At 41.9% G+C, this 25,656-nt stretch carries 25 protein-coding genes; 23 read left to right on the forward strand and 2 right to left on the reverse strand.

Annotated features, from left to right (window positions below; translation table 11 throughout):
* The first annotated feature begins 90 nt into the window (after positions 1-90).
* The 16 genes from M3197_RS04700 (at position 91) to hfq (ending at position 17,500) form a co-directional block, all read left to right on the forward strand.
* A complete protein-coding gene (locus tag M3197_RS04700) occupies positions 91-888 on the forward strand; it encodes a DUF3388 domain-containing protein (RefSeq protein ID WP_025784984.1) in 798 nt (265 codons plus the stop codon).
* Between the two features lie 18 nt (positions 889-906).
* On the forward strand, positions 907-1,806 hold the full coding sequence (locus M3197_RS04705; RefSeq protein ID WP_251659101.1) for a helix-turn-helix domain-containing protein: 900 nt from the start codon (positions 907-909) through the stop codon (positions 1,804-1,806).
* A gap of 97 nt (positions 1,807-1,903) precedes the next feature.
* Entirely contained in the window at positions 1,904-2,482 is a 579-nt protein-coding gene (gene pgsA, locus M3197_RS04710; protein WP_251659103.1) for a CDP-diacylglycerol--glycerol-3-phosphate 3-phosphatidyltransferase, read from the forward strand.
* Between the two features lie 15 nt (positions 2,483-2,497).
* Positions 2,498-3,742, forward strand: coding sequence for a competence/damage-inducible protein A (locus tag M3197_RS04715; RefSeq protein WP_251659106.1), 1,245 nt, complete (start codon positions 2,498-2,500; stop codon positions 3,740-3,742).
* Between the two features lie 172 nt (positions 3,743-3,914).
* Positions 3,915-4,973 (forward strand): recombinase RecA, encoded by a 1,059-nt coding sequence (gene recA, locus M3197_RS04720; RefSeq protein WP_025784981.1) that lies wholly within the window; start codon positions 3,915-3,917, stop codon positions 4,971-4,973.
* 259 nt (positions 4,974-5,232) lie between these two features.
* The gene (gene rny, locus M3197_RS04725) at positions 5,233-6,789 is read left to right on the forward strand and encodes a ribonuclease Y (protein ID WP_251659116.1); all 1,557 of its coding nucleotides are present in this window, start codon (positions 5,233-5,235) and stop codon (positions 6,787-6,789) included.
* Positions 6,790-6,849: 60 nt separating this feature from the next.
* A complete protein-coding gene (locus M3197_RS04730) occupies positions 6,850-7,647 on the forward strand; it encodes a TIGR00282 family metallophosphoesterase (RefSeq protein WP_251659118.1) in 798 nt (265 codons plus the stop codon).
* An 88-nt stretch (positions 7,648-7,735) separates the two neighbouring features.
* Positions 7,736-8,014, forward strand: coding sequence for a stage V sporulation protein S (locus M3197_RS04735; RefSeq protein ID WP_025784978.1), 279 nt, complete (start codon positions 7,736-7,738; stop codon positions 8,012-8,014).
* Between the two features lie 160 nt (positions 8,015-8,174).
* Positions 8,175-9,701: a tRNA (N6-isopentenyl adenosine(37)-C2)-methylthiotransferase MiaB gene (gene miaB, locus M3197_RS04740; protein ID WP_251659120.1), complete on the forward strand. Its 1,527-nt coding sequence runs from the start codon at positions 8,175-8,177 to the stop codon at positions 9,699-9,701.
* Positions 9,701-10,135 (forward strand): YlbF/YmcA family competence regulator, encoded by a 435-nt coding sequence (locus tag M3197_RS04745; RefSeq protein ID WP_251659122.1) that lies wholly within the window; start codon positions 9,701-9,703, stop codon positions 10,133-10,135. Before miaB ends, M3197_RS04745 begins: the two co-directional genes overlap by 1 nt.
* Before the next feature lie 129 nt (positions 10,136-10,264).
* Positions 10,265-10,777, forward strand: a complete 513-nt coding sequence (gene cotE, locus M3197_RS04750) for an outer spore coat protein CotE (RefSeq protein ID WP_369795181.1) — start codon at positions 10,265-10,267, stop codon at positions 10,775-10,777.
* Positions 10,778-10,900: 123 nt separating this feature from the next.
* Positions 10,901-13,462 carry a DNA mismatch repair protein MutS gene (mutS, locus tag M3197_RS04755; protein ID WP_251659124.1) on the forward strand — a complete coding sequence of 854 codons (2,562 nt, stop codon included), beginning with the start codon at positions 10,901-10,903 and terminating at the stop codon, positions 13,460-13,462.
* An 18-nt stretch (positions 13,463-13,480) separates the two neighbouring features.
* Positions 13,481-15,361: a DNA mismatch repair endonuclease MutL gene (gene mutL, locus M3197_RS04760; protein ID WP_251659126.1), complete on the forward strand. Its 1,881-nt coding sequence runs from the start codon at positions 13,481-13,483 to the stop codon at positions 15,359-15,361.
* 13 nt (positions 15,362-15,374) lie between these two features.
* On the forward strand, positions 15,375-16,289 hold the full coding sequence (locus M3197_RS04765) for an alpha/beta fold hydrolase (protein WP_251659128.1): 915 nt from the start codon (positions 15,375-15,377) through the stop codon (positions 16,287-16,289).
* Positions 16,286-17,245, forward strand: coding sequence for a tRNA (adenosine(37)-N6)-dimethylallyltransferase MiaA (gene miaA / locus M3197_RS04770; protein ID WP_251659130.1), 960 nt, complete (start codon positions 16,286-16,288; stop codon positions 17,243-17,245). The genes M3197_RS04765 and miaA overlap by 4 nt, the downstream gene beginning before the upstream one ends.
* A gap of 30 nt (positions 17,246-17,275) precedes the next feature.
* Positions 17,276-17,500 (forward strand): RNA chaperone Hfq, encoded by a 225-nt coding sequence (gene hfq / locus M3197_RS04775; protein ID WP_025784970.1) that lies wholly within the window; start codon positions 17,276-17,278, stop codon positions 17,498-17,500.
* Between the two features lie 23 nt (positions 17,501-17,523).
* On the opposite strand, the gene M3197_RS04780 is transcribed toward hfq, so the two are convergent.
* Positions 17,524-18,129 (reverse strand): trimeric intracellular cation channel family protein, encoded by a 606-nt coding sequence (locus tag M3197_RS04780; RefSeq protein WP_251659132.1) that lies wholly within the window; start codon positions 18,127-18,129, stop codon positions 17,524-17,526.
* A 118-nt stretch (positions 18,130-18,247) separates the two neighbouring features.
* Between M3197_RS04780 and M3197_RS04785 the strand changes: the two genes are divergently transcribed.
* Complete coding sequence (locus tag M3197_RS04785; RefSeq protein ID WP_251659134.1) at positions 18,248-19,513, forward strand: methionine gamma-lyase family protein; 1,266 nt, start codon at positions 18,248-18,250, stop codon at positions 19,511-19,513.
* Between the two features lie 893 nt (positions 19,514-20,406).
* Here the strand turns inward: M3197_RS04785 and lexA are convergent.
* Positions 20,407-21,027 carry a transcriptional repressor LexA gene (gene lexA, locus M3197_RS04790; RefSeq protein WP_251659136.1) on the reverse strand — a complete coding sequence of 207 codons (621 nt, stop codon included), beginning with the start codon at positions 21,025-21,027 and terminating at the stop codon, positions 20,407-20,409.
* A gap of 187 nt (positions 21,028-21,214) precedes the next feature.
* Between lexA and yneA the strand changes: the two genes are divergently transcribed.
* The 6 genes from yneA (at position 21,215) to M3197_RS04820 (ending at position 25,646) form a co-directional block, all read left to right on the forward strand.
* Positions 21,215-21,529 carry a cell division suppressor protein YneA gene (gene yneA, locus M3197_RS04795; protein ID WP_251659138.1) on the forward strand — a complete coding sequence of 105 codons (315 nt, stop codon included), beginning with the start codon at positions 21,215-21,217 and terminating at the stop codon, positions 21,527-21,529.
* On the forward strand, positions 21,529-22,188 hold the full coding sequence (locus tag M3197_RS04800) for a YneB family resolvase-like protein (protein WP_251659140.1): 660 nt from the start codon (positions 21,529-21,531) through the stop codon (positions 22,186-22,188). Before yneA ends, M3197_RS04800 begins: the two co-directional genes overlap by 1 nt.
* A gap of 65 nt (positions 22,189-22,253) precedes the next feature.
* Positions 22,254-22,487 carry a DUF896 domain-containing protein gene (locus tag M3197_RS04805; protein WP_251659149.1) on the forward strand — a complete coding sequence of 78 codons (234 nt, stop codon included), beginning with the start codon at positions 22,254-22,256 and terminating at the stop codon, positions 22,485-22,487.
* A 105-nt stretch (positions 22,488-22,592) separates the two neighbouring features.
* Complete coding sequence (gene tkt, locus M3197_RS04810; RefSeq protein ID WP_251659151.1) at positions 22,593-24,599, forward strand: transketolase; 2,007 nt, start codon at positions 22,593-22,595, stop codon at positions 24,597-24,599.
* A gap of 208 nt (positions 24,600-24,807) precedes the next feature.
* Complete coding sequence (gene sirA / locus M3197_RS04815) at positions 24,808-25,254, forward strand: sporulation inhibitor of replication protein SirA (RefSeq protein ID WP_251659153.1); 447 nt, start codon at positions 24,808-24,810, stop codon at positions 25,252-25,254.
* 155 nt (positions 25,255-25,409) lie between these two features.
* A complete protein-coding gene (locus M3197_RS04820) occupies positions 25,410-25,646 on the forward strand; it encodes a YneF family protein (RefSeq protein ID WP_025784961.1) in 237 nt (78 codons plus the stop codon).
* The last annotated feature ends 10 nt before the right edge of the window (positions 25,647-25,656 follow it).

Raw genomic sequence — 25,656 nt, forward strand, 5'->3', positions numbered from 1 at the left:
CTCAAGCACTAATTCAGCTATTATAGGAACTAAGCTGTTGTTTTTTACGTCCTATCCAATGAGTGGTGAACAGACGAAGGAGGGATTCCATTGGGTGAGTGGTATCTGGAATACAAATTACAAGTGAATCGCCCTGGTCTCTTAGGGGATATTGCTACTTTGCTAGGGATGCTCCGAGTCAACATTGTCACCATCAACGGAGTAGATGGGAATACACGCGGTATGCTTGTACGGACTGAAGATGATGACCAAATCAGACGGTTTGAATTAATTGCATCGACGATGGAACAAATTGAAATCCGTAAAATTAGAGAACCGAAACTAAGAGACGTTCTTGCAGTTCGACACGGACGATATATCCAGCGAACAGTGGATGAGCGTAAAACATTCCGATTCCTACGTAGTGAATTAGGGGTCTTAGTGGACTTTATGGCGGAAATCTTCAAGACAGAGGGACATAAGCTTGTTGGAATTAGAGGAATGCCTCGGGTTGGAAAAACAGAGTCTGTTGTCGCAGCAAGTGTCTGTGCAAACAAAAAGTGGATTTTTCTTTCGTCAACGATGATAAAACAGACAGTCCGCAACAGTTTAATGGGTGATGAGTTTTCAAAAGATAATATTTTCATTTTAGACGGAATCGTAACGAGAAAAGCTGAAGATGAGCGTCATATGCAGTTAGTTAGAGAAATGATGCGTCTCCCTTCAACAAAAGTTGTGGAGCATCCTGATATGTTTGTTCAACACTCGGAATATTCAATCGAAGATTTTGATTACATTATCGAACTGCGTACAACACCCGAACAGGAGATTACATATGAAGTTATCCAAAATAATGGGATGATTTCTGGCCGTGATGGCGCGGGCGGCTTTGGAATGTTCAATTTTTAAAACAGGCAGGTGATAAAGTTGTCCGGTTTAGGCGATCGCCTTAAAGAGGCGAGAAAAGCAAAAGGATACACTTTGGATGACTTACAAGCAATTACTAAGATTCAGAAACGGTATTTGACTGGAATTGAAAACGAAGACTACAGTATGATGCCAGGTTCATTTTATGTTCGGGCATTCATCAAGCAATACGCTGAAGCAGTTGGGCTTGATGCTCAAGAAATGTTGTCGTTGTACCGTGAGAACGAATCCTCAGAGCAAATGAAAGAAGAGGAAATTCAACGAAGTGCTCCCCAGCTGTCACAAAACCCAGGCTTTATGAAATCCGGTAGAATGAATGAAGTTCTACCTAAAATTATAGCAGCCTTGTTCATCATCGTTATTCTTGCTGTTGTTATTTTTCTGTATCAACACCAGGCAAATGCGCCGGAACCTGAAGTAGGGAAATCCGATGAGATTACAGTTGATAAAAACAAACCCGAAGATTCGAAAGTAGATGAGAAAAAAGATGAGGGTGGCAAAGATGCGGAATCTAAAGATGATGCAACTAAGCCAACTGAACCTGAAGAGGAGCCGGAAGAAGAACTAGCTCCTGAACAGACGCTTACACAAGGCGCTGTAAACGGTCCGACAACGACCTTTACGCTAGAAAATACGGATACATTTACGTTATCCGTCAAGGTGAAAGATGGCGGAGAATCATGGATTGGAGTTACCAACCAAAGCGGTCAGGAACTTCTACCTCAAGGTGCACGTGTTATGAAAAATGGAGAAGAAGCGGAACTTGAACTAACAGACCAACAATCTGCAAGAGTTCGTGTAGGGCGTACACAATTTACAGAAATTCTTGTAAATGGGCAGCCACTAGCTTATCCAAATGATACGGTCACTCAAAATATCATTATTGAATATAAAAAATAAAAATAGTCATCTGCGAAGATGACTTTTTTCTTTAAGCCCTGCTGGAAGGCAGGGCTTTTCAAAGAGTAAAACTAACGAAAAGAGGGTGCATTGCACTATGAACTTGCCTAATAAAATTACAGTTTCACGCGTCTTGCTGATTCCTGTATTCATCGTATTCATGCTAGTTGACTTTGGAATGGGTCAACTATCAATCGGCGGAACTACTTTACCTATTGAACAATTCATTGGCGGTCTTATATTTATATTTGCTTCTGCAACAGATTGGCTCGATGGATACATTGCTCGGAAGAACAACTTAGTTACCAATATGGGAAAGTTTTTGGATCCGTTAGCAGACAAATTGCTTGTCTCTGCCGCATTTATCATATTAGTAGAATTCGGACTAGCACCTTCATGGGTCGTCATAATTATTATTAGTCGTGAATTTGCTGTTACGGGATTACGACTTCTACTAGCAGGCGAAGGAGAAGTCGTAGCTGCTAATCAGCTAGGGAAAATCAAAACAGTTACTCAAATTTTAGCGATTTCATCATTACTATTGAATAATATTTTCTTTGAAGCTATTCACGTTCCATTTGGCACAATCATGTTATACATTTGTCTCTTCTTTACTATATGGTCAGGCTTCGATTACTTCATGAAGAATAAGCACGTTCTTACGAAATCTATGTAAAGGGGAAGATCGTTCATGCGAGCAGAAATTATTGCAGTTGGATCAGAGTTATTGCTCGGTCAAATAACAAATACAAATGCTAAATTCATGTCTGCTCAACTTGCGGATATTGGAGTCGATGTACATTATCAGACTGTTGTTGGAGATAACCCAGAACGGCTGGTAGAAGCAATCCGAATCGCTGAAGGTAGAGCGGACCTGATTATCTTTTCAGGTGGGTTGGGGCCAACTAAGGACGATTTAACAAAAGAGACCATTGCAAGACATGTAGGAGTTGAACTAGAATCCAACAGACAGGCATTGCAATCGATTGAAGCGTACTTTGAGCGTACGGGCAGACCAATGACTGAAAACAATAAAAAGCAAGCACTCGTCTTGAAAGATTCGGCTGTGTTGGAAAATCGATTTGGGATGGCACCCGGTATGGCAATTACGGCTAATGAAAGAACGTATATGCTTTTACCAGGTCCTCCCCATGAAATGGAACCCATGTTTAGAGATGAAGCTATTCCATATTTACAGCGACTGTCAGGTAGCCAGGAAGTAATTGTTTCAACTGTCGTGAAATTTTTTGGTATCGGAGAAGCAGAACTTGAATATAAAGTTCAAGACTTATTGGAAGCTCAAACGAATCCAACTATTGCTCCTCTAGCTTCAAAAAACGCTGTTACACTTCGTATCACTGCTAAAGCCAAAACGGCAGAAGAGGCACACCATTTAATCGAACCTGTCCTCTCTCAACTGCATGACGAAGTTGGCGAGTTCATTTATGGCACTGATGACGACACACTTTCTTCCAAAGCGGCTTCTTTACTAATTGAGGCTGGTCTTACGATCTCCGCTGCAGAAAGTTTAACGGCCGGACTCTTCACAGCATTACTCGCAGAAGAACCAGGTATCAGTGCGTCCTTAAAAGGTGGCATGACTGTTTATAATGTAGAAGCAAAAACAAAGCAGCTTGGGGTCGATTCACAACTTATTGAAACGTACGGAACTGTCAGTGCTGAATGTGCTGAAGCGTTAGCAGAGAGAATCCGTGACAAGTTCCAAACGGATATTGGAATCGGGTTAACAGGAGCTGCAGGACCCGACATACATGATGGACAACCTGCTGGAACGGTTTGGATTGGTCTTTCATACAAAGAGAAAATAAAATCCTACAAACTCAGACTATCAGGTTCTCGAAATACAAATCGTTTGCGCGCAGCGAACTTTGCCCTATATTATTTAATTCGCGAGCTGGAATCTGAAATGACCTAACTTTCGATTTTCACTCGAATTCTCAATTAAAATTCAAAAACACTTCGAATTCTCAATTAAAATGAGAAACTCTAATAAAAAGTCGAATACTCGTTCGCTTTTTTCTTGTTTATTTTTCTCAATAGGAGTATAGTAGAGACAGATAGAAAACACCTTGAAGGAGGAATTATTTTTGAGCGAACGTAAAGCGGCTTTAGATCAAGCACTTAAACAAATAGAAAAACAGTTTGGAAAAGGCTCTGTCATGAAACTTGGTGAGAAGACGGATAGAGAAATTTCAACATCGTCTACTGGTTCACTAGCACTTGACTCAGCACTTGGAGTTGGCGGTTATCCGAGAGGACGCGTAATTGAAATCTACGGACCTGAGAGTTCGGGTAAAACAACCGTTTCACTTCATGCAATTGCAGAAGTTCAAGCTTCAGGAGGAACAGCTGCTTTTATCGACGCGGAACATGCACTTGATCCTGTCTATGCACAAAAACTAGGAGTGGACATCGATGAGCTCCTATTATCACAACCGGATACAGGAGAGCAAGCACTAGAAATCGCTGAAGCACTTGTAAGAAGTGGTGCAGTCGATATCGTTGTTATTGACTCGGTAGCTGCCCTAGTACCTAAAGCAGAAATTGAAGGAGAAATGGGAGACTCACACGTAGGTCTGCAAGCACGTCTGATGTCTCAAGCTTTACGTAAACTTTCCGGTGCTATTAACAAATCGAAAACGATTGCTGTCTTCATCAACCAGATTCGAGAAAAAGTCGGAGTTATGTTCGGTAACCCTGAAGTCACTCCAGGTGGACGCGCACTTAAATTCTATGCATCTGTTCGACTTGAAGTTCGACGTGGAGAAGCCATTAAACACGGCAACGAAATCATGGGTAATAAAACTAGAATTCGCGTGGTGAAGAACAAAGTAGCACCGCCGTTCCGTACCGCTGAAGTAGATATTATGTATGGAGAAGGAATTTCCAAAGAGGGCGAAATCGTCGACTTAGGTGTTGAAGTAGAAGTCGTTCAAAAGAGCGGCGCATGGTATTCCTATGAAGGCGAGCGTATGGGACAAGGTCGTGAAAATGCGAAACAGTTCTTAAAAGAAAATCCGGCAATCCGTGCGGAAATCTCCGGTAAAATCCGTAGTAGTTATGGATTGACTAGTGATAATTATGTAATTGCAGCTCATGAGTCAGAAGATGAGGATGAATTAGAGTTATTTGACGAAAAAGAATAACACATTACTATACAGTTCTAAGCCGGCTTCCCTTTAGGAGGGAGTGCCGGTTTTTTTAATAACTTTTTCATTAACCGAACTACAACTCATCATTGTAGAATCATAGTCTTATCACTTCTCCCGTCTTGACATGGGAATATGACATCGATACAATTAGAGTTGTATAATTCTCACCATTTGAAAAGAATTTGGCGGTATGTTGAAAGTTGATGTACAAGCTGACTGAAAATGAAAAAATAAGCAAGAGGAGGTGACCTGAATGGGTACTATCATCATCTCCGCTTTGATCGGTCTCATCGTCGGTGCAGTTGTTATGTTTGTGTACAACAAAAACGTGAATGAATCAAAAGTGACAGGTGCAAAGCACTCCGCCGCAACAATCGTTGAAGAGGCGAAGCGCGAAGCGGAGGCATTAAAAAAAGAAGCACTTCTTGAAGCGAAGGATGAAAATCACAAATTGCGAGTTGAGGCAGAAACGGATATCCGCGAACGAAGAACAGAACTTCAGAAGCAGGAAAACCGTCTTTTGCAGCGGGAAGAAAATATGGACCGCAAAGATGACTCACTCAACAAGCGGGAAGCAAGTCTGGAGCGCAAGGATGATGCGCTATCCGGCAGACAACAGCATATTGAAGAGATGGAACGCAAGGCGGAAGAACTGGTTGCCACGCAGCAGACAGAGCTCGAGAAAATTTCAGCTTTGACACGTGATGAGGCAAAACGTCTAATCCTTGATGATGTAGAAAGAGAACTATCTACAGATATCGCAGTGATGACAAAAGAGTCCGAACAACGTGCTAAAGAAGAATCCGAAAAGAAAGCCCGAGAAATTCTATCTCTTGCTGTCCAGCGATTTGCAGCAGATCATGTGGCTGAAACGACAGTATCTGTCGTCAACTTGCCAAATGATGAAATGAAAGGACGCATTATTGGTAGAGAGGGACGGAATATCCGTACACTCGAAACGTTAACTGGAATTGATCTTATCATTGATGATACACCTGAAGCTGTTATTCTTTCTGGTTTTGATCCAGTCCGACGTGAGATTGCAAGACTGGCACTCGAAAAACTTGTAGCAGATGGAAGAATTCACCCTGCTCGAATTGAAGAGATGGTGGACAAGGCTAGACGAGAAGTTGATGAGCTGATCCGGGAAACAGGAGAGCAAACTACTTTCGACATTGGTGTTCATAATTTACATCCTGACCTTATTAAGATTTTAGGTCGCTTGAAATTCCGTACTAGTTATGGTCAAAATGTATTGAAACACTCTACTGAAGTTGCTTATCTTGCAGGTTTATTGGCAGCAGAACTTGGCGAAGATGTTACATTGGCTCGACGTGCAGGTTTGCTTCATGATATCGGAAAAGCGATTGACCATGAAGTTGAAGGTAGCCACGTGCAAATTGGTAAGGAACTTGCAGTTAAGTACAAGGAACATCCTGTTGTCATTAACAGTATCGCTTCTCACCATGGTGACGAAGAAGCGACATCCGTTATTGCAGTACTTGTCGCAGCAGCAGATGCGCTATCAGCAGCGCGACCAGGTGCACGGAGTGAAACACTTGAAAACTACATTAGACGTCTCCAGAAACTGGAGGAAATCTCCGAGTCTTATGAAGGCGTTGAGAAATCATTCGCGATTCAAGCAGGTCGCGAAGTTCGAATTATTGTACGCCCCGATATTATTGATGATATTACGGCGCATCGTCTTGCTCGTGACATTCGGAAACGAATTGAAGAAGAGTTGGATTACCCAGGACATATTAAAATTACCGTTCTTCGGGAAACACGGTCGGTTGAGTACGCAAAATAAGGGAAAAGGCTTCCTGCTGAATACTGGAAGCCTTTTTCTTTTTGGAAATGAGGAAAAGAAATGAAAGTGTTATTTATTGGAGATATCGTCGGTTCGCCAGGGAGAGATATGGTATTTGATTACCTACCTCGATTGAAACGAAAATACGAACCGGATGCGGTGATTGTAAACGGTGAAAATGCGGCTTCTGGAAGAGGGATTACGAAAGCGATTTTTGACGATTTACTTCGAGCTGGAGTAGACGTAGTCACGATGGGAAATCATACGTGGGATCATAAAGAGATTTATGATTTCATCGACGAAACGGATTCACTAATCCGTCCTGCAAACTTTTCAGATGAAGCACCTGGTCAAGGAATGACATACATTGAGCGTGGCGGTGTCACATTAGCAGTCATGAATCTACACGGTCGTACATTCTTACCACCACATGACGATCCCTTTAAAAAAGCGGATGATCTTTTGAAAGAAGCGAAAGAGCGTACACCACTTGTTTTCGTCGATTTTCACGCAGAAGCAACGAGTGAAAAAATCGCTATGGGGTGGCATCTAGATGGACGTGCTTCTGGTGTAGTTGGTACACACACACATGTACAAACTGCGGACAGCCGAATTTTACCAGAAGGAACGGCTTATATTACAGATGTCGGCATGACGGGACCATATGACGCAATATTAGGCATGAAGAAAGAAGATGTCATTTATCGATTCCAGACAAATATGCCCGTCCGTTTCCAAGTACCGAAACAAGGAAGAGCACAGCTGAACGGCGTCATCATTGACATTGATAATCAGACAGGTCGCGCACGTTCTATTGAACGAATAATGATCAATGAAGATTCACCGTTTCAGTCTTGAATTGAGCGTCTAATTGTTCCATCTCCTTCATAGGATAGTGCATGGAGAACTGCATTCCATACACTATTCTTTACAAGGAGGAAATACCATGAATCCATTAAAAGTATCATCACGCTCGAATCCTAATTCAGTTGCAGGAGCTCTTGTTGCAGTCATCAGAGATCAGGGATTTGCTGAAATGCAGGCTGTAGGTGCAGGTGCCTTAAATCAGGCAGTAAAAGCAGTTGCGATTGCACGTGGCTTTGTAGCTCCAAGCGGGAGTGATTTGATATGTGCACCGGCTTTTGCAGATATTGAAATTAATGGAGAAGGCCGGACCGCCTTAAAATTATTTGTTGAGAAAAGAACTCGTCAGCAAGCATTATGAAAACAAAAACTGTGGAGAACTTTCCTCCGCAGTTTTTTTCTGTGACAAATGGGGGACAATCCCTTATGCTCGTATACAGACGTCAATCCCTTCAGTATAATGGGGATACCTACTGTTTGGTTTCAACTAGATGAACAGAAACAAGAGAGGGGCTCATTGCATGAACGAAGAACAACGGCTAGCGGGACAAGCACCTACTACCACAGAAAAAGACTACAGTCAGTATTTCGAATCTGTTTATACCCCGCCATCTTTAAAAGATGCTAAGAAACGTGGCAAAGAAGAAATTTCCTATCACGATGATTTTGAGATTGATGAACAATTTCAAGGAATGGGAATTGGACGCAAATTTTACATACGGACATACGGCTGTCAAATGAACGAACACGATACGGAAGTTATTGCCGGGATTTTAGTGGGACTTGGCTATGAACCGACGGACACAGTCAAAGACGCAGATGTTGTTCTATTGAATACGTGCGCAATCCGTGAAAACGCTGAAAACAAAGTGTTCGGTGAACTTGGACATTTGAAGCCACTTAAACTTGAACGTCCGGATATGCTGATCGGTGTATGCGGATGTATGTCACAAGAAGAATCAGTTGTAAATAAAATCCTCAAAACGTACGACCAGGTTGATATGGTATTCGGAACGCATAACATCCATAGGCTGCCTGCAATTTTACGGGAGGCGTATCTCTCAAAAGAAATGGTAGTTGAGGTTTGGTCAAAAGAAGGAGATATCATAGAAAACCTTCCGAGAGTGCGAAAAGGCAATATTAAAGGCTGGGTTAACATTATGTATGGCTGTGATAAATTCTGCACGTACTGTATCGTGCCGTACACTCGAGGGAAAGAGCGTAGTCGACGTCCAGAAGACATTATTCTGGAAGTGCGTCAGCTAGCTGCTGCTGGCTATCAGGAAATTACATTGCTTGGTCAAAATGTAAATGCATACGGAAAAGATTTTGAAGATGGTAATTATCGATTAGGAGATCTGATGGACGAGCTTCGCAAGATTGATATTCCGCGAATCCGTTTTACGACAAGTCATCCGCGTGACTTTGATGATCATCTCATCGAGGTCCTCGCTAAAGGTGGTAACTTAGTTAATCACATCCACTTACCAGTTCAATCTGGTTCTAGTGAGATCTTGAAGTTAATGTCTAGAAAATATACGAGGGAGCACTTTTTAAATCTCGTAACGAAGATTAAAAAGGCAATTCCCAACGTAACGCTGACAACGGATATTATAGTCGGTTTTCCAAATGAAACCGAAGAACAATTTCAAGAAACCATTTCGTTGTATAATGAAGTCGGATTTGACATGGCTTTCACATATATCTATTCTCCAAGAGAAGGTACACCAGCTGCGAAGATGCAAGATAATGTCCCAATGGAAGTGAAGAAGGATCGACTTCAGCGACTAAACAAAGTTGTCAATGATTTCTCAGCAGCTGGGATGAAACCCTATCAAGGCAAAATTGTAAATGTGTTGGTAGAAGGCGAAAGTAAACGAAATAAAGAAGTACTCTCTGGATATACCGAAAAAAGCAAATTGGTGAACTTCCGAGCGCCATCTAATGTCATCGGTAAAATTGTTCAAGTTCGTATAACTGAAGCGAAATCTTGGTCACTCGACGGAGAATATATCGGAGTAAAAGAAGAGGAAAAGGTGGTATTATAATGGAAAAACTATATACAAAAGACGAGATTATTGTAAAATCAAGAGAACTTGCACATATGGTCGCAAACACGGAACAAGTAGAATTGTTCAAGAAAACAGAAGCTCATATTAATGAAAACAAAAAAGTAAGAGAAAAAATTGCAAGCTTGAAATCCTTACAAAAACAAGCCGTCAATTTTCAAGAATACGACAAAGAGCGTGCCCTTGGAATTATTGAAAAGAAAATTGAGCAAATCGAAAACGAAATCGATGAGATTCCTTTGGTTCAAGAATTTAAGCAATCTCAAAATGATGTGAACGATTTACTGCAATTAATTTCAAATACGATTTCCAATCGAGTAACTGATGAAATCATTGAGTCTACTGGTGGAGATGTACTAAAAGGGCAGACAGGTTCTTACGTTCAAAGCACTCAACATAAGCCTTTAACCTAACTTTCAAGTCGGGGGAGAAAAATTCTCCTCCGATTTTTTCACTTTCTGGGCTCCTGTTGCATAGGATGTAAAGAAGTCCACGAAGGAGGAAGAAAACTGAAGAATCTACGACAAGTCGTTACGAAGGCAGTGATTGCCAAAGGGAAGCAGCGTACAGAAAAAGAAGTCACGCTCATCCCGCCTAACCGTCCTTCCAGTATTCTTGGCTGCTGGGTCATCAATCACACCCATAGTGCCAAAAAAACTGGCTCATCCATTGAAGTTTCGGGTAAATTTGATGTCAATGTCTGGTACTCTCACCACGATCATTCCAAAACTTCAGTATTCACGGAAACAGTGACGTACAAGGATGTTATCCGATTACGCTATCGGGATGAACCGTCTTCATCTAAAGAAGAAATTCGAGTAGAAGTGTTGCAACAACCAAACTGCACAGAGGCAATCATCTCGGAGTGCAAAGAAAAATTCTTAATCAAAGTGGAACGTGAGCTCGTGGCGGAAGTAATTGGGGAAACGAAGGTCATGATTACAGTTCACCCAAATGACTTCGAAGAAGAGTGGTCATTCGATGAGTCATCTCACCATCAGAGTCATTCAAATGAGGCAGGTTCAAGAGTAGGAAAAGATAATTCTCAGTTTTAAAAGCCGAAGCATGTTTCGGCTTTTTTCTTTTTTTTGGAATGAAAACGATTGAGCTTTCGTCAACGAATGGACTCATCTTCTGTTATACTTAAGGAATACTATTTAGGCTGTGAGGGAAATAGAATGACAACACATACACCAATGATGCAACAGTACTTACAAATAAAATCTCAATATGAAGATGCTTTTCTCTTCTTTAGATTAGGTGATTTTTATGAAATGTTTTTTACCGATGCGACAGAAGCATCTCATATACTTGAAATTACATTAACGAGCCGTGAAGGTGGAGAGTCTGGAAGAATTCCAATGTGTGGCGTTCCCTATCATTCCGCTCAAGGATACATAGAAACTCTTGTCAGCAAGGGCTATAAAGTTGCAATCTGTGAGCAAACAGAAGACCCAAGACATGTAAAGGGTATTGTAAAACGGGAAGTCGTGAAAGTTATTACGCCAGGTACGATTACAGAAGGTAAAAACATCGATTCCAATTCCAATCATTTCATCGGGTCCTTCGATCGAATTTCTGAAAACTTATCTGCGTTTGCCTATGTGGATCTTGCAACTGGTGAAGGTACAGTGGAACACATCCAAGGAGACGAGGGGGCACTTGCGGCTGCAGTGGAATCCCTTGGAATGAAAGAAGCGGTCGTTGATGAACAAATGCAGCTGATGCTTGGTGATATTAGCCAAAACAAAGGCATTGTTTTATCCATTTGTGATAGAGAGCTATATAAGCCGCACGGCAGGGAACTTTTTGAAGCAATCCCGGAAATGGCGACGGGTGCATGTAAACGCCTCGTCGCCTATCTTCAACAGACGCAAAAAACAAGCTTAGAACACTTGCAACCATTTAAATTTCTAGCTAGGGAAGCTAAGCTGACGATTGATGCAAACTCCATGCGAAACTTGGAGCTCGTGCAATCGATTCGCTCTGGTGGGAAAGAGGGAACATTATTTTGGCTACTCGATGAAACCAATACCGCTATGGGTGCTCGTAAATTGAAAACTTGGATTCGCCAACCGCTCGCAGACCGCCTAGAAATAGAGCATAGATTGGATACGGTTTCGGAACTGATGGATGCCTACTTTTTACGGGATGATGTGAAGTCAGCACTACGTGAAGTGTACGATTTAGAGAGATTGGCTGGTAGGATTTCAATGGGAAGCGCAAGCGCACGTGACCTTGCACAACTACGAAATTCGCTTCGAACAGTTCCTGCTTTAAAACAGCAACTTGCTGATTCAGATAAGAAGCAATTAGTGGAGTTTTCTAAACGCATCGATCCGTGTACAGAACAATGTGCAGTCCTTGAAATGTCTATTGCTGAGTCACCACCTCTTTCCGTGAAAGAAGGAGGCGTCATTAAAGATGGGTACAATGAAAGATTGGATACGTATCGTGATGCTTCCAGAAACGGTAAGTTATGGCTTGCTGAACTGGAACAGAAAGAACGTCAGAAAACAGGGATTAAAGGATTAAAAATTGGTTACAATCGAATTTTTGGTTACTTCATTGAGATTACAAAATCCAATCTACATCTTGCGGATTTAACGCGCTATGAACGTAAACAGACTTTAGCAAACGCTGAGCGTTATATAACACCTGAGCTGAAAGAAAAAGAAGAGCTGATATTGAATGCGGAGGCAGAGAGTTTAGATCTCGAATATACGTTATTTGCAAAAGTTCGGGAGCAAATGAAACAGGGCATCGAACAAATCCAGCAACTTGCGTCTGTCCTTAGTGAATTGGACGTTTTGCTCGCGTTCGCTGAGATTTCAGAAACACAAAGCTATGTAAAACCTAATTTCACCGAAGATAGAGCACTCGATATTCGAAACGGTAGACATCCGGTCGTCGAAAAAATGATGGACCACTCGCTCTATGTACCGAACAGCTGTAAGTTAGCAACCGATGCCAATATGCTATTAATTACCGGTCCTAATATGTCGGGTAAAAGTACATACATGCGTCAAGTCGCATTGACAGTAGTTATGGCGCAAATCGGTTGTTACGTTCCTTGCGAGTTTGCATCACTACCGATTACAGACCAAATCTTCACGAGAATCGGTGCAGCGGATGACTTGGCCTCAGGACAAAGTACTTTCATGATGGAAATGTTGGAGTCCCAACAAGCGATTGCGCATGCTACAGATCGAAGCCTCTTGTTGTTTGATGAAATTGGACGGGGGACGTCCACGTATGACGGCATGGCTTTAGCGCAAGCGATGATGGAATACATCCATGACGAAATCGGTGCAAATACACTATTTTCAACACATTACCACGAGTTGACTGCTCTCGATGAACGGTTGGATAGTCTGATGAATGTCCACGTCGCAGCAATGGAACAAGAAGGGAAAGTTGTCTTCCTACACAAAGTGATGGCAGGTCCGGCTGATAAAAGTTACGGAATCCACGTCGCTGAACTAGCTGGCTTACCGTCTGAATTACTGCAACGGGCAAGAGAACTACTGGAAGGATTCGAGAATCAGAAAACTTCTGAAAAAATTCAGCTTCCACCGAGTGAACAAATTAGTTTCTTTGACTTACGATCTGAAGAACCAGTTGCTGTACAGCCACCTGAAGAAAACGAAATCCTTGAGAAACTGAAAGCTATAGATTTAGCGAATACTACTCCATTACAAGGCTTGCAGCTATTATTTGAACTAAAAGCAAAACTGTAATAAGAAGGGAGCGAGACGATGGATATCATTAAGGTGATGGACGAACCATTGGCAAATAAAATTGCAGCTGGAGAAGTTGTAGAGCGACCTGCATCCATCGTGAAAGAGCTTGTGGAAAATTCAATCGATGCAGGCAGTACAACGATTGAAATTACGCTGGAAGAAGCAGGACTAACAAGTATTCGTATAACGGATAATGGAAAGGGTATGACCACAACAGACGCGGTTCGAGCGTTTGAACGGCACGCAACAAGTAAAATTGATAATGAGCATGACCTGTTCAGAATTCGTACACTTGGTTTTCGTGGAGAGGCCCTTGCTAGTATTGCAGCTGTTTCGAAAGTACACCTTTGGACGTCTGATGGTGTAAGTGGAACCGAAGTCGATATTGAAGGTGGGAAGGTCTTGAACCATCGTGCGGCATCTCTCCGTCAAGGAACGGATATTACGGTTTCACAAGTGTTCTTCAACACCCCTGCCCGATTGAAATATATGAAGACAATCCAAACGGAAATCGGTCACACAATTGACTTAGTTAATCGGCTTGCAATCAGCCATCCAGATATATCATTTCGTTTAGCCCATGGTCAGCAAGTGTTGCTGAAAACGTCTGGTTCTGGTGATTTGCTTCGCGTACTATCTGATGTTTATGGGATTGCAGTAGCAAAAAAAATGATTCCCTTCCAAGCTGAAAATGCAGACTATAAAGTTAGCGGTTATGTAACCTTACCCGAAATGACACGGGCCTCTAAGAACTACATGACGGTGCTTATCAATGGTCGATGGGTTAAAAGTTATCCTGTAAATAAAGCCGTTTTGAATGCACTGCATACATATTTGCCGATTGGTCGGTTTCCGATTATTGTATTGCAGGCAGAAGCGGATCCTTATCTAACAGACGTCAACGTTCATCCTTCCAAGCAATACATTAAAGTGAGTAAAGAAGGAGAATTGCTCGCTGCAGTTCGAGATGGGGTTCATGCGGCAGTAAAAAAGGCGATCATTGTTCCGGATGCAATTGTAAAAGAAAAGAAAAAACCAAGTACACCTAGCGTCCAAGAATCGTTTTGGAAGCATCCTGAAAGCAGTACGAAACCAGTGCAAAGTTTTCAAACGACAAGTAACTATCCATCCCAACAAAAACCTGCTTGGACGGTTGAAGAGCTTGCACCAAGTGAAAATCTAAACATCGATCCGGAAGGTCAGTTCGACCATGTTGAGACATCCGAAACTTCCTACTCTGAAGATGAACTAGTGTCAGCTACTCATCAAGAAGAGGTAGCAGAAAATGTGGAAACCTCCGAACAAAAAGCCTCGTTCCCGAAGCTATTACCAGTCGGACAAGTCCACGGCACTTATATTGTGGCACAAAATGAGGATGGATTTTATATGATTGATCAGCATGCAGCACAGGAGCGCATTAAGTATGAATATTTTAGGACGAAAATTGCGGAAGTGGATCATGAAGAACGACAAATGCTATTAATGCCTTTGATTTTTCATTACTCTGCAGATGAGCAACTCAAAATTGAAGAGCGACTGGATGCGCTAGAGGACGTTGGCATCTTTCTTGAACAATTCGGCCCCTCATCCTACACCGTAAAAGAGTATCCTTCCTGGTTTCCTGCTGCAGAAGCCTCTTCAATTATTGAAGAAATGATTGAACAAGTTTTACACACTCGGCAGGTGAACATTGCAAAATTACGTGAAGACACCGCAATCATGATGAGTTGTAAAAAATCTATTAAAGCAAATCATTACTTAACGATGGAGGATATGAATCGCTTGTTAAATGATCTCGGTAAGGCAGAAAATCCGTATACGTGCCCCCATGGTCGACCTGTTTTAGTCCATTTCACGACGTATGAACTTGAAAAAATGTTCAAACGTGTAATGTAAGGGAGGAATGAAAATGAAAGCACAGATACTTACAATGTCAGACGGTGTTATACTTGATTCCTATTACGTGGAACCATCAGGAACACCCTGTGGACACATCCATATAGTTCATGGCATGGCCGAGCATATAGGTCGATATGAGGCTGTCATGAACGACCTTGCACATTCAGGCTATATCGTAACTGGTTATAATCAGCGTGGACACGGGCAACGAGCATTAGATCATCACCAGCTTGGCGATTTTGGAGATGGCGTTACATTTGATAGACTCGTTGAAGATGTTCTGGAAGTGATGGATGTATACAAAGTGGAATATCCCAACCTACCTCGCATTTTGTTCGGACATAGTATGGGATCGTTCGTTGTACGCCGTTTTTCTCAAAAATACGGTTCTGAAATAGACGCACTAATTTGTTCAGGGACAGCTGGAAAACCTGGTCTGACAAGAGTAGGTGGCAGTCTCTTAGCTTCGATTTTATCCATCAAAGATGGTGCGCATGCTCCGAGTAATGTTCTCGATACGATCGGTTTTGGAGGCTACAATAAAACAGTCTCAAATCCAGAGACGAAATTCGATTGGCTTTCAACAGATCGACAGACGGTACAAGACTATATTGATGATCCGCTTTCTGGTGCGGTTTCTACAAATAGTTTCTTCCAAGTTTTATTCGACGGATTAAAAATTATTAGTTCAACAACCGCCTACGAATCTGTCCCTAAGAAATTGCCTATACTTCTATTTGCAGGTGCAGAGGATCCTGTAGGGAATATGGGCAGTGGAATTTTTGAAGCAGCTGAAATGTATAAGGATGCAGGCGTTGAAAACGTTACCGCATATCTTTACGAAGGTGTAAGGCATGAATCCTTACAAGGACCTTCCAGAGAACCTGTGTTGAATATGATGAAGCAGTGGGTGAAGAATCTATGACTCGTTCAGCGGATGTACTAGCAATTGCTGGCCCGACAGCTTCCGGTAAGACCGCCCTTGCGGTAGGACTTGCTCAATGCCTCGATGGGGAAGTAATTAATGGCGATGCAATGCAGGTTTATCGCGGACTTGATATTGGGACAGCGAAAATCACTTTAGACGAAATGGAAGGCATTCCTCATCATCTATTTGATATCAAATCTCCAATTGAATCGTTTTCAGCAGCAGAGTATCAGCAAATCGTCCGGGAAAAGATTGCCGAGATCCAATCCCGTGGAAAACTTCCTATACTAGCGGGCGGTACCGGATTATATATGCAGTCCGTGCTTTTTGATTACAGGTTTACTGAAGCAGCAGCCGACCTAGAAGTACGAGCTCGACTTGAAGGTGAGCTTGAAACTTTAGGTGCGCATGTACTATACGAACGGCTACTTCAACAAGACCCTGTGAGCGCTGAAAAAATCCATCCTAATAATCACCGAAGACTAGTAAGAGCTTTAGAAATCCTTGAGGTGAGTGGTGAGACAAAAGCGAATCACGAAGCAGACCAAGGGGCGACACCAATGTACAATTCTTATATTGTTGGCCTTGAACTGCCAAGAGAAATCCTTTATGGAAGGATTGACCGACGTGTTGACCTCATGATGGAAAAAGGATTACTAGGTGAAGTACAGGGTCTGTGGAAACAAGGGATTCGCGATGTCCAATCTGTTCAGGCGATTGGATATAAAGAATTGTACCAAGCAATTGAAGGGGCATTACGCGTGGAGGAAGCAGTTGAACTTATTAAAAAGAATACACGTCATTATGCAAAACGTCAGATGACCTACTTCCGTAACAAGCTTGAAGTTAATTGGTATGATGCCACAACAGAGAAAAATCAGCTGGTTCAGAAAATATGTAACGAAGTAAAGGGATTTCAGTTGCATGTAGCGAATACAAAAAGCAGGCATTAATTGCGAATAAGAACTGTGGGGGGAAACGAGATGGCAAATGCCAATATGCAGGATACGTTCCTGAATTCACTCAGAAAGAATAATACGTTTGTAACTGTATTTTTAACAAATGGTTTTCAGCTGAAAGGTATGATTAAGTCGTATGATAACTATACGGTTCTTCTAGAATCAGACGGCAAACAACAACTTATCTATAAGCACGCGATCTCTACGTATGTGCCAGCAAAACCAGTTATTCTGAAAGATGAGCAATAAAAAAAGGCCGTGATTGGCCTTTTTTATTTTGGTAATAATGAGCGTTGAGGCAGTTGCCAGTGAAACTTAATAGATAACATACGTAAAGCCGCTGTAACGATTAGTAGAATATAAAGCGCAGCGTCATGTATATACGTATCAAAGCCGACAATTAGCCCTGCAAGCGCAGCCCATACCGCATATATATCACTTTTAAAGACAAGTGGCTGGCGTCCAGCAAGTAAGTCACGAATAACTCCCCCTCCGGCACCTGTTAAAACCGCAGCCGCCACTACAGCAAACAGAGACATCTCCAATTCAACGGCCATCAGGGCACCTTGAATCGCAAAGGCAGCTAATCCTACTGCATCAAAGTAAGATCCCCATCGATTCCACGTCTTCAGTAAGTAGCCTGAAAAGAAAAAAATCACGGCTATTAGAACGGAAGCCACTGTAAAGAACAGTTCTTGTCCCCAAAGGACCGAAACAGGCACTCCGATGAATACGTTACGTACCGCACCTCCACCAAAAGCAGTTACCATTCCTAATATATAGACTCCAAACATATCAAAGTCTTCCTCCATCGCAACAATAGCACCTGAAATTGCAAATGCAGCTGTACCGATTAGACTAAATACATCCCATGTCACTTCAATGTTCCTCCGTTCAACATGTCTTAAGATTGTCGGGATGTCTCTTCCGTTTACCGAAAGCGTTCTACCTGCTAAAATGGGCTTTGAACCTAAGGTACAGATTGGAGCATCCTGAATGAGTATACAGCAATTGAACGATGAAATCTTAAATCGTGCAGAAAAAGTCGAAACCGAGCTACAACCTTATGCAAAAGCTACAGAACGTATAGCTTTCATGAATCAAAAGAAAGTACTGGCAGCATTCAGAAAAAACCAAGTGAGTGACTTTCATTTAACCGGTTCTACTGGATATGGATATGATGATGCGGGCAGAGAAGTGCTGGAACAATTATACGCCGATGTTTTTGGGGCAGAAGCAAGTTTAGTACGTGGACAAATCATCTCAGGAACTCACGCAATTGCCATTAGCCTTTTCGGGATTTTGCGACCTGGAGACGAATTGCTTTATATAACAGGGAAACCATATGACACATTAGAATCCATTGTTTCAGGAGGAGAACAAGATACTGGCTCCTTACAAGATTTTAATATTGGCTACCATCACGTGGATTTATTAGAGGATGGAACTGTCGACTTTGAAGAGGTAGAACGTCAAATTAATTCACACACAAAAATGATCGCAATTCAGCGGTCAAGAGGGTACGCAGATCGACCTTCCTTCACAGTTTCTGAAATTGCTGACATGGTCAAGAGAATAAAAGCAAATCATCCTGATATTATTATATTTACTGATAACTGTTATGGTGAATTTGTCGAAGAGCTTGAACCCACAGATGTAGGCGTAGATCTTATGGCGGGTTCATTGATCAAAAACCCTGGTGGCGGTCTTGCTCGTACTGGTGGGTACATTGCAGGTAGAAAAGAGTTAATTGAGAAATGTGGCTACCGCATGACGTCACCAGGTCTAGGTGCAGAAGCGGGGGCATCGCTCGATACGTTACGTGAGATGTACCAAGGCTTTTTCCTTGCACCACATACCGTGAGCCAAGCCGTAAAAGGTGCACAATTTACAGCGGGAATGCTTGAATCCTATGGACTTGTGACTTCCCCCCATTTTTCTGCACCACGAACAGATTTAATTCAATCAGTTTCGTTCCAAAATGCCGAACAGATGGTTGCATTCTGCCAAATGATTCAAGCCAACTCACCAATCGATGCCCACGTGAGTCCAGTGCCATCCTATATGCCAGGCTACTCAGACGATGTCATCATGGCTGCAGGGACCTTCATCCAAGGCTCCAGCATCGAGTTGACAGCTGATGGCCCAATTCGTCCACCTTACACAGCCTACGTGCAAGGCGGTCTCACATACGAACATGTAAAAGTAGCCATTCTTTCATCTGTTGAACGACTGATTGAACAGGAATTGATCAAAGCGTAACTAGTGGAGAACTTGTGAGAGCTGAAAAATCTTGGAGAGTGCTTGTAAACTGCGGGAAGTGCTTATAAATTTGAGGAAATGATCATAACCTGTGGAAAGTGCTCATAAACTTGATTAAATGATCATAACCTCTGGGAAGTGATCATAAACTTGAGAAAGTGATCATAAACCCTTGGGAAATGATCATAAACTTGAGAAAGTGCTCATAAACTTGGAAAAGTGATCATAACCCGTGTAAAGTGCTCATAAACTCGAGGAAATGCTCATAACCCGTGGAAAGTGATCATAAACTTGGGAAAGTGATCATAAACCCTTGGGAAATGATTATAAACTTGAGAAAGTGCTCATAAACTTGGAAAAGTGATCATAACCCGTGGAAAGTGCTCATAAACTAGAGGAAATGCTCATAACCCGTGGAAAGTGCTCATAAACTCGAGGAAATGCTCATAACCCGTGGAAAGTGCTCATAAACTCGAGGAAATGATTATAACCCGTGGAAAGTGTTCATAAACTTGAGGAAATGCTCATAACCCGTGGAAAGTGCTCATAAACTCGAGGAAATGATTATAACCCGTGGAAAGTGTTCATAAACTTGAGGAAATGCTCATAACCCGTGGAAAGTGCTCATAAACTTGAGGAAATGCTCATAACCCGTGGAAAGTGCTCATAAACTTGAGGAAATGCTCATAACCCGTGGAAAGTGCTCATAAACTCGAGGAAATGCTCATAACCCGTGGAAAGTGCTCATAAACTCGAGGAAATGCTCATAACCTGTGGAAAGTGCTCATAACCCCCAGGAAAGTGCTCATAAACCCAAATAACTCCTCATAGCAAAAACTAAAAAAACTGCGTACTCATCAGTTGTGACGAGTACGCAGTTTTTATATAGAAATTTAATGAATCGTCCGGTAAACACCGACCACTTTTCCTAGAATTGAGACATTCTCAATAATTATAGGATCCATTGAAGAGTTTTCAGGTTGCAAACGGAAATAGTCTTTTTCTTTAAAGAAGCGTTTAACAGTTGCTTCATCTTCTTCAGTCATCGCAACGACAATTTCTCCATTGTTCGCATTATGTTGCTGCTTCACAACAACGCGATCACCATTTAAAATACCCGCTTCGATCATACTATCTCCTACGATTTCCAACATGTACAAGTTATCCTCAGAAGTCCCAAACGTATCCGGGATAGGAAAGTATTCTTCGATATTTTCAATAGCGGTGATAGGAGTCCCAGCTGTAACTTTTCCGACTAGTGGAACATGAACAACGCCAGTTTTTAACTCGTCCATACCTTGTTGGTCCAAGATTTCGATTGCACGGGGCTTGGTCGGGTCACGTCTAATGAGACCTTTACTTTCGAGTCTCGCAAGATGGCCATGAACTGTTGAGCTGGAAGCAAGTCCTACAGCTTCACCAATTTCCCGTACGGAAGGTGGATACCCCTTTTTTTGAACTTCATCTTTAATGAAAGTCAGGATATCCTCCTGTCTTTTGGAGATCTTTTTCAATATGTTCACCTCTTCACTTTTTTTGCAGCGGACGGTGCTCTGCGAAGTGTTTCTATGAAAATAGTATAACAGGTGTTCGTACACATAGCAAACAAAGGTTCTAATTTTTAGTGTTGACATACAAACCCGTGTTCGCATATAATAAAAATATAGAACCGAACGTACATTCTGAAAGGGGAAACCAATCATGATACTTATCCGGAAAAACAAAAATCTTATAGCGGCATTCGCATTATTTGCAGTATTAGCATTCGTTCTTATTCATAAACTTTCTGTTCCTCAAGATATTATTGAAGTGACAATCGTTGAAGGAGATACACTTTCACAGCTAGCCGAACGTTATGCAGGTGAAATACCGACTGACCGCTGGATTCATGAGGTAGCGACACTGAATAATTTAACGGATTCTGCTATTATTGCAGGTGAAGATCTTAAGTTACCTTCTTATATTGAGTCGGAGGTTGACGATACTCGACTCGTTCTTGCAGAGGAGGGAGAATAATGGGGAATAGAGGAAATTGCGTCTTGTATTGTAGAGTTAGTACAGAAAAAGATACACAGGAGCTATCACTCGCCCGACAACACGAAGAACTGACAAACTTGTCAGAATCATTGGGGTTTAAAGTAGCAGCAACATTTACAGACAAACACAGTGGATACGAATTGGATCGGGAAGGTCTATTGGATCTTCTTGATTATATCAAGGAAGACTCCGTTGATGCTGTCCTAATTCAAGATGAAACACGACTCGGTAGAGGCAATGCGCGTGTTGCAGTTTTGCACTTGCTTGCGAAAACAAACACTTCCGTTTTTACCAATCATGACAATGGCCCATTAGAATTGAACGAAATGGACTCCATGCTTCTTGAGATTCTTGCCATAGTAGAGGAATATCAGAGAAAGCTACATAACGCTAAAATTAGAAGAGGTATGAAACGCGCCGTGGAGGCTGGGTATCGACCAGAACGTAATTTAAGCAACCAAGGGAATGCGGAAGGTAGAGAAAGAGTTGAGGCACCAGTTCAAGAAATTGTTTCTTTACGAGACAAAGGGCTGACATTTGAAGAGATTACATCTGTACTCAAAGGCCTCGGGCATAACGTCAGCAAAGCGACTGTACATAGACGGTATCAAGAATATAATGCGGAGCAAGAAGGCTAATTGGTTGCACTTCCTTTCATTTTTGTTTACGTTCTAATTGACGAATTCGAAATGGAGGGAACGTTATGCTAGAAGAACATAAGATAAAACGTATTAATGAACTTGCAAAAAAAGCTAAAACATCAGGTCTTTCCATTGAAGAAGCGAAAGAGCAATCCCAGTTGCGTAGTGAGTATTTGAAAACTTTCCGTTCAACAATGAGAGACACGATCGAAAATGTTAAAGTTGTGGATCCTGACGGAAATGACGTAACGCCTGAAAAAGTGAAAGATGCTCAAAACAAGAAGTTTTTAAATTAAGTATCCCATATCTTTCTGACCGCAGTTTGTATTCCTGCGGTTTTTTCATTACAATGGATGAGGAATCTAGTTAAAATAAGAGAATGTGAAAGGGTGTAATTACCGATGACCAACACTATTGATCAACTGGCGGTTAATACGATTCGGACGTTGTCGATTGACGCAATCGAAAAAGCAAATTCTGGCCATCCTGGCCTTCCTATGGGAGCTGCGCCAATGGCCTATGTACTTTGGACACAGCACATGCACCATAATCCAACAAATCCTTCTTGGTTTAACCGGGATCGCTTTGTATTATCGGCTGGACATGGATCGATGTTGCTTTATAGCATGCTCCATTTAAGTGGATATGATCTTCCAATGGAAGAATTGAAAAACTTCCGTCAGTGGGGATCTAAAACACCGGGTCATCCTGAATATGGACACACCGCTGGAGTTGAAGCGACAACAGGACCGCTTGGACAAGGTATTGGAATGGCTGTCGGAATGGCAATGGCTGAAAAACACCTTGCTTCCACATACAATAAACCAGGTTTTAATGTTGTCGATCATTACACATATGCACTTTGTGGTGATGGAGACTTAATGGAAGGTGTAGCCGCTGAAGCTATTTCACTTGCGGGCCACCTTGAATTGGATAAGCTAATTGTTCTCTATGACAGCAATGACATTTCCCTAGATGGGGAATTGGACATGTCCTTTACAGAGAAAATCCAAAAACGATTTGAGTCCTATGGATGGAACTACATTCACGTAGGTGATGGCAATGACACCGCTCACTTGTCTAATGCTATTGAACAAGCAAAACAAAATACAGGTGGACCGACACTAATCGAAGTGAAAACCGTCATTGGATATGGCTCACCAAATAAATCTGGTAAATCGGATGCTCACGGCGCACCTCTTGGTGAAGATGAGATGAAATTAACAAAAGAAGCCTATAAATGGACATTTGAAGAAGACTTCCACGTTCCTCAAGAAGTCTATGAACAGTTTAAAACATCTGTACAGAAGCTTGGTGTGGACAGTGAGTCTGAATGGAACAACTTATTTGCTGCTTATGAAAAGGAACATGGTGAACTTGCAACTCAACTGAAAAAAGCAATTGATGGAACAGATAAAAGCGCAGTCGAAGCGCAGTTGCCTGTTTATGAAGCAGGAAAGTCCGTTGCAACACGTTCAGCATCAGGAGATTCAATTAATGCAATTGCAAAGGCTCTCCCTTCATTCTTCGGTGGTAGTGCAGACCTTGCAGGTTCTAACAAAACTTCAATTAAAGGAGCAGGAGATTTCCTTCCAGGTAGTTTTGATGGTCGCAACATCTGGTTTGGTGTACGCGAATTCGCAATGGGTGCTGCTTTAAATGGAATGACACTTCATGGCGGTTTGAATGTATTCGGCGGAACGTTCTTCGTATTCAGTGACTATGTTCGTCCAGCAGTCCGTCTATCTGCGTTAATGGGCATTCCTGTAACCTATGTATTTACTCACGACAGCATTGCTGTTGGTGAAGATGGCCCTACACATGAACCAGTTGAGCACTTAGCTTCACTTCGTGCAATGCCTGGCTTGTCTGTGATCCGTCCTGCTGACGGTAACGAAACGTCAGCTGCATGGAATTTAGCTGTCACTTCAACGAATAAACCGACTGTTCTTGTATTGTCACGTCAAAACTTACCAGTACTTGAAAAGTCAGCAGAACTGGCATCTGAAGGAGTCAGTAAAGGTGCGTATACCGTATCACCTTCTAAAGCAGACCAACCTGCAGCAATCTTGATTGCAACAGGGTCAGAAGTTAGCCTAGCTGTAGAAGCACAAGCGAAACTGAATGAGAAGGGAATTGATGTCGCAGTCGTCTCAATGCCTTCATGGGATCGGTTTGAAGAGCAAGATGCGGCTTATCAAGAACAAGTTCTTCCTAAAGCTGTGACAGCGCGTCTATCTCTCGAAATGGGATCATCTCTCGGTTGGCATAAATACGTCGGAAACGACGGTGATGTCCTTGCTATCGACACATTCGGTGCAAGTGCGCCGGGTGAAACTGTCATGAAAGAATACGGATTCAGTGTTGAAAATGTTGTATCGAAAGTAGAAACAATGGTAGGTAAATAAGTTATAACTAATAAAAGCAGAGGCCAACTTAGCCTCTGCTTTTATTAGTAAAAAAAACTTTAGATTTTCATGAAGTATAACTCTCACTAGATTTTAGTTATATATCTTACTATTTAGACGTTTCGACATAAATAGTGATGTTCTATTCCGCCAAGTGACAGCCTTTGCGAACCACCTCCTGTACGATAATGTAAAGGAGTGGTCATACATGCGAACATATGGAATTTATAAAATCAAAGAAATGTACCAGACTTTTGTCCTTGGACGTGAAAAACTGCTATATGATTTATTGAAAGCAGATGGTCGAGAGAATCATTTACAAGAAGTTCGATATTTATGCGATCGATTGGAAATTAGTGATGTCGAACAGGCGATTATGAGCGAACTCGGAAAGAATTTTCATACAGTAGAAGCTGGAGATATGAAATATACATTGACCCATCCATTGAAAGGCACGATTGATATCGGTTTTTCTTCTCATGCATTACATGCAGCTTGCCACGGTTCACGCATGCTCGATTTAGATTTGTTTGTAGCACTTTCAAGTGTGGAAGACCGCTATTTTGCTATTATGGATGAAGCTGGCGAATGGGGTTGGCTAAAGCCGGTACGCTATACGTCTTCTCCGTTAGAACCCCAATACGTCTTCGTTTGAGTTTGAATATTTTATGAAATATTCGTTAACTTGCAGTCGTGTGGCAGAAGAAAAACGCATTGTGATAACTGAGACGTTGCGTACTGGGGTTCTGATGCTGTATAATCCTTCTTGGTGGAAACACTTGGACTATTGCAGTAGGGGAGGTAGTACGTATGACTATTTGGTGGATCGTTGGAATTATTGTTGCACTTGCAGCAGGAGTTGCTCTTGGTTTCTTCTTAGCTCGTCAATATATGATGAAGTATTTGAAAGATAACCCACCGATTAATGAAGATATGCTTCGAATGATGATGATGCAGATGGGGCAGAAACCTTCTCAAAAGAAAATTAATCAAATGATGGCTCAAATGTCTAAGGCGTCTGAAAAAGACTCTAAGAAAAAGAAATAAAAACGTTGAT

Origin of the sequence: Sporosarcina aquimarina (assembly GCF_023715615.1) — a bacterium.
GTDB classification, from domain to species: domain Bacteria; phylum Bacillota; class Bacilli; order Bacillales_A; family Planococcaceae; genus Sporosarcina; species Sporosarcina aquimarina_A.

Bases quoted from the DNA above. Each gene is read 5' to 3' on its own strand.
- pgsA (WP_251659103.1), top strand. From the start codon at position 1,904: ATGAACTTGCCTAATAAAATTACAGTTTCACGCGTCTTGCTGATTCCT.
- miaB (WP_251659120.1), top strand. From the start codon at position 8,175: ATGAACGAAGAACAACGGCTAGCGGGACAAGCACCTACTACCACAGAA.
- M3197_RS04745 (WP_251659122.1), top strand. From the start codon at position 9,701: ATGGAAAAACTATATACAAAAGACGAGATTATTGTAAAATCAAGAGAA.
- M3197_RS04785 (WP_251659134.1), top strand. From the start codon at position 18,248: ATGAGTATACAGCAATTGAACGATGAAATCTTAAATCGTGCAGAAAAA.
- miaA (WP_251659130.1), top strand. From the start codon at position 16,286: ATGACTCGTTCAGCGGATGTACTAGCAATTGCTGGCCCGACAGCTTCC.
- M3197_RS04730 (WP_251659118.1), top strand. From the start codon at position 6,850: ATGAAAGTGTTATTTATTGGAGATATCGTCGGTTCGCCAGGGAGAGAT.
- yneA (WP_251659138.1), top strand. From the start codon at position 21,215: ATGATACTTATCCGGAAAAACAAAAATCTTATAGCGGCATTCGCATTA.
- M3197_RS04800 (WP_251659140.1), top strand. From the start codon at position 21,529: ATGGGGAATAGAGGAAATTGCGTCTTGTATTGTAGAGTTAGTACAGAA.
- mutL (WP_251659126.1), top strand. From the start codon at position 13,481: ATGGATATCATTAAGGTGATGGACGAACCATTGGCAAATAAAATTGCA.
- sirA (WP_251659153.1), top strand. From the start codon at position 24,808: ATGCGAACATATGGAATTTATAAAATCAAAGAAATGTACCAGACTTTT.
- mutS (WP_251659124.1), top strand. From the start codon at position 10,901: ATGACAACACATACACCAATGATGCAACAGTACTTACAAATAAAATCT.
- M3197_RS04820 (WP_025784961.1), top strand. From the start codon at position 25,410: ATGACTATTTGGTGGATCGTTGGAATTATTGTTGCACTTGCAGCAGGA.
- M3197_RS04715 (WP_251659106.1), top strand. From the start codon at position 2,498: ATGCGAGCAGAAATTATTGCAGTTGGATCAGAGTTATTGCTCGGTCAA.
- M3197_RS04805 (WP_251659149.1), top strand. From the start codon at position 22,254: ATGCTAGAAGAACATAAGATAAAACGTATTAATGAACTTGCAAAAAAA.
- hfq (WP_025784970.1), top strand. From the start codon at position 17,276: ATGGCAAATGCCAATATGCAGGATACGTTCCTGAATTCACTCAGAAAG.
- tkt (WP_251659151.1), top strand. From the start codon at position 22,593: ATGACCAACACTATTGATCAACTGGCGGTTAATACGATTCGGACGTTG.
- M3197_RS04765 (WP_251659128.1), top strand. From the start codon at position 15,375: ATGAAAGCACAGATACTTACAATGTCAGACGGTGTTATACTTGATTCC.
- rny (WP_251659116.1), top strand. From the start codon at position 5,233: ATGGGTACTATCATCATCTCCGCTTTGATCGGTCTCATCGTCGGTGCA.
- M3197_RS04735 (WP_025784978.1), top strand. From the start codon at position 7,736: ATGAATCCATTAAAAGTATCATCACGCTCGAATCCTAATTCAGTTGCA.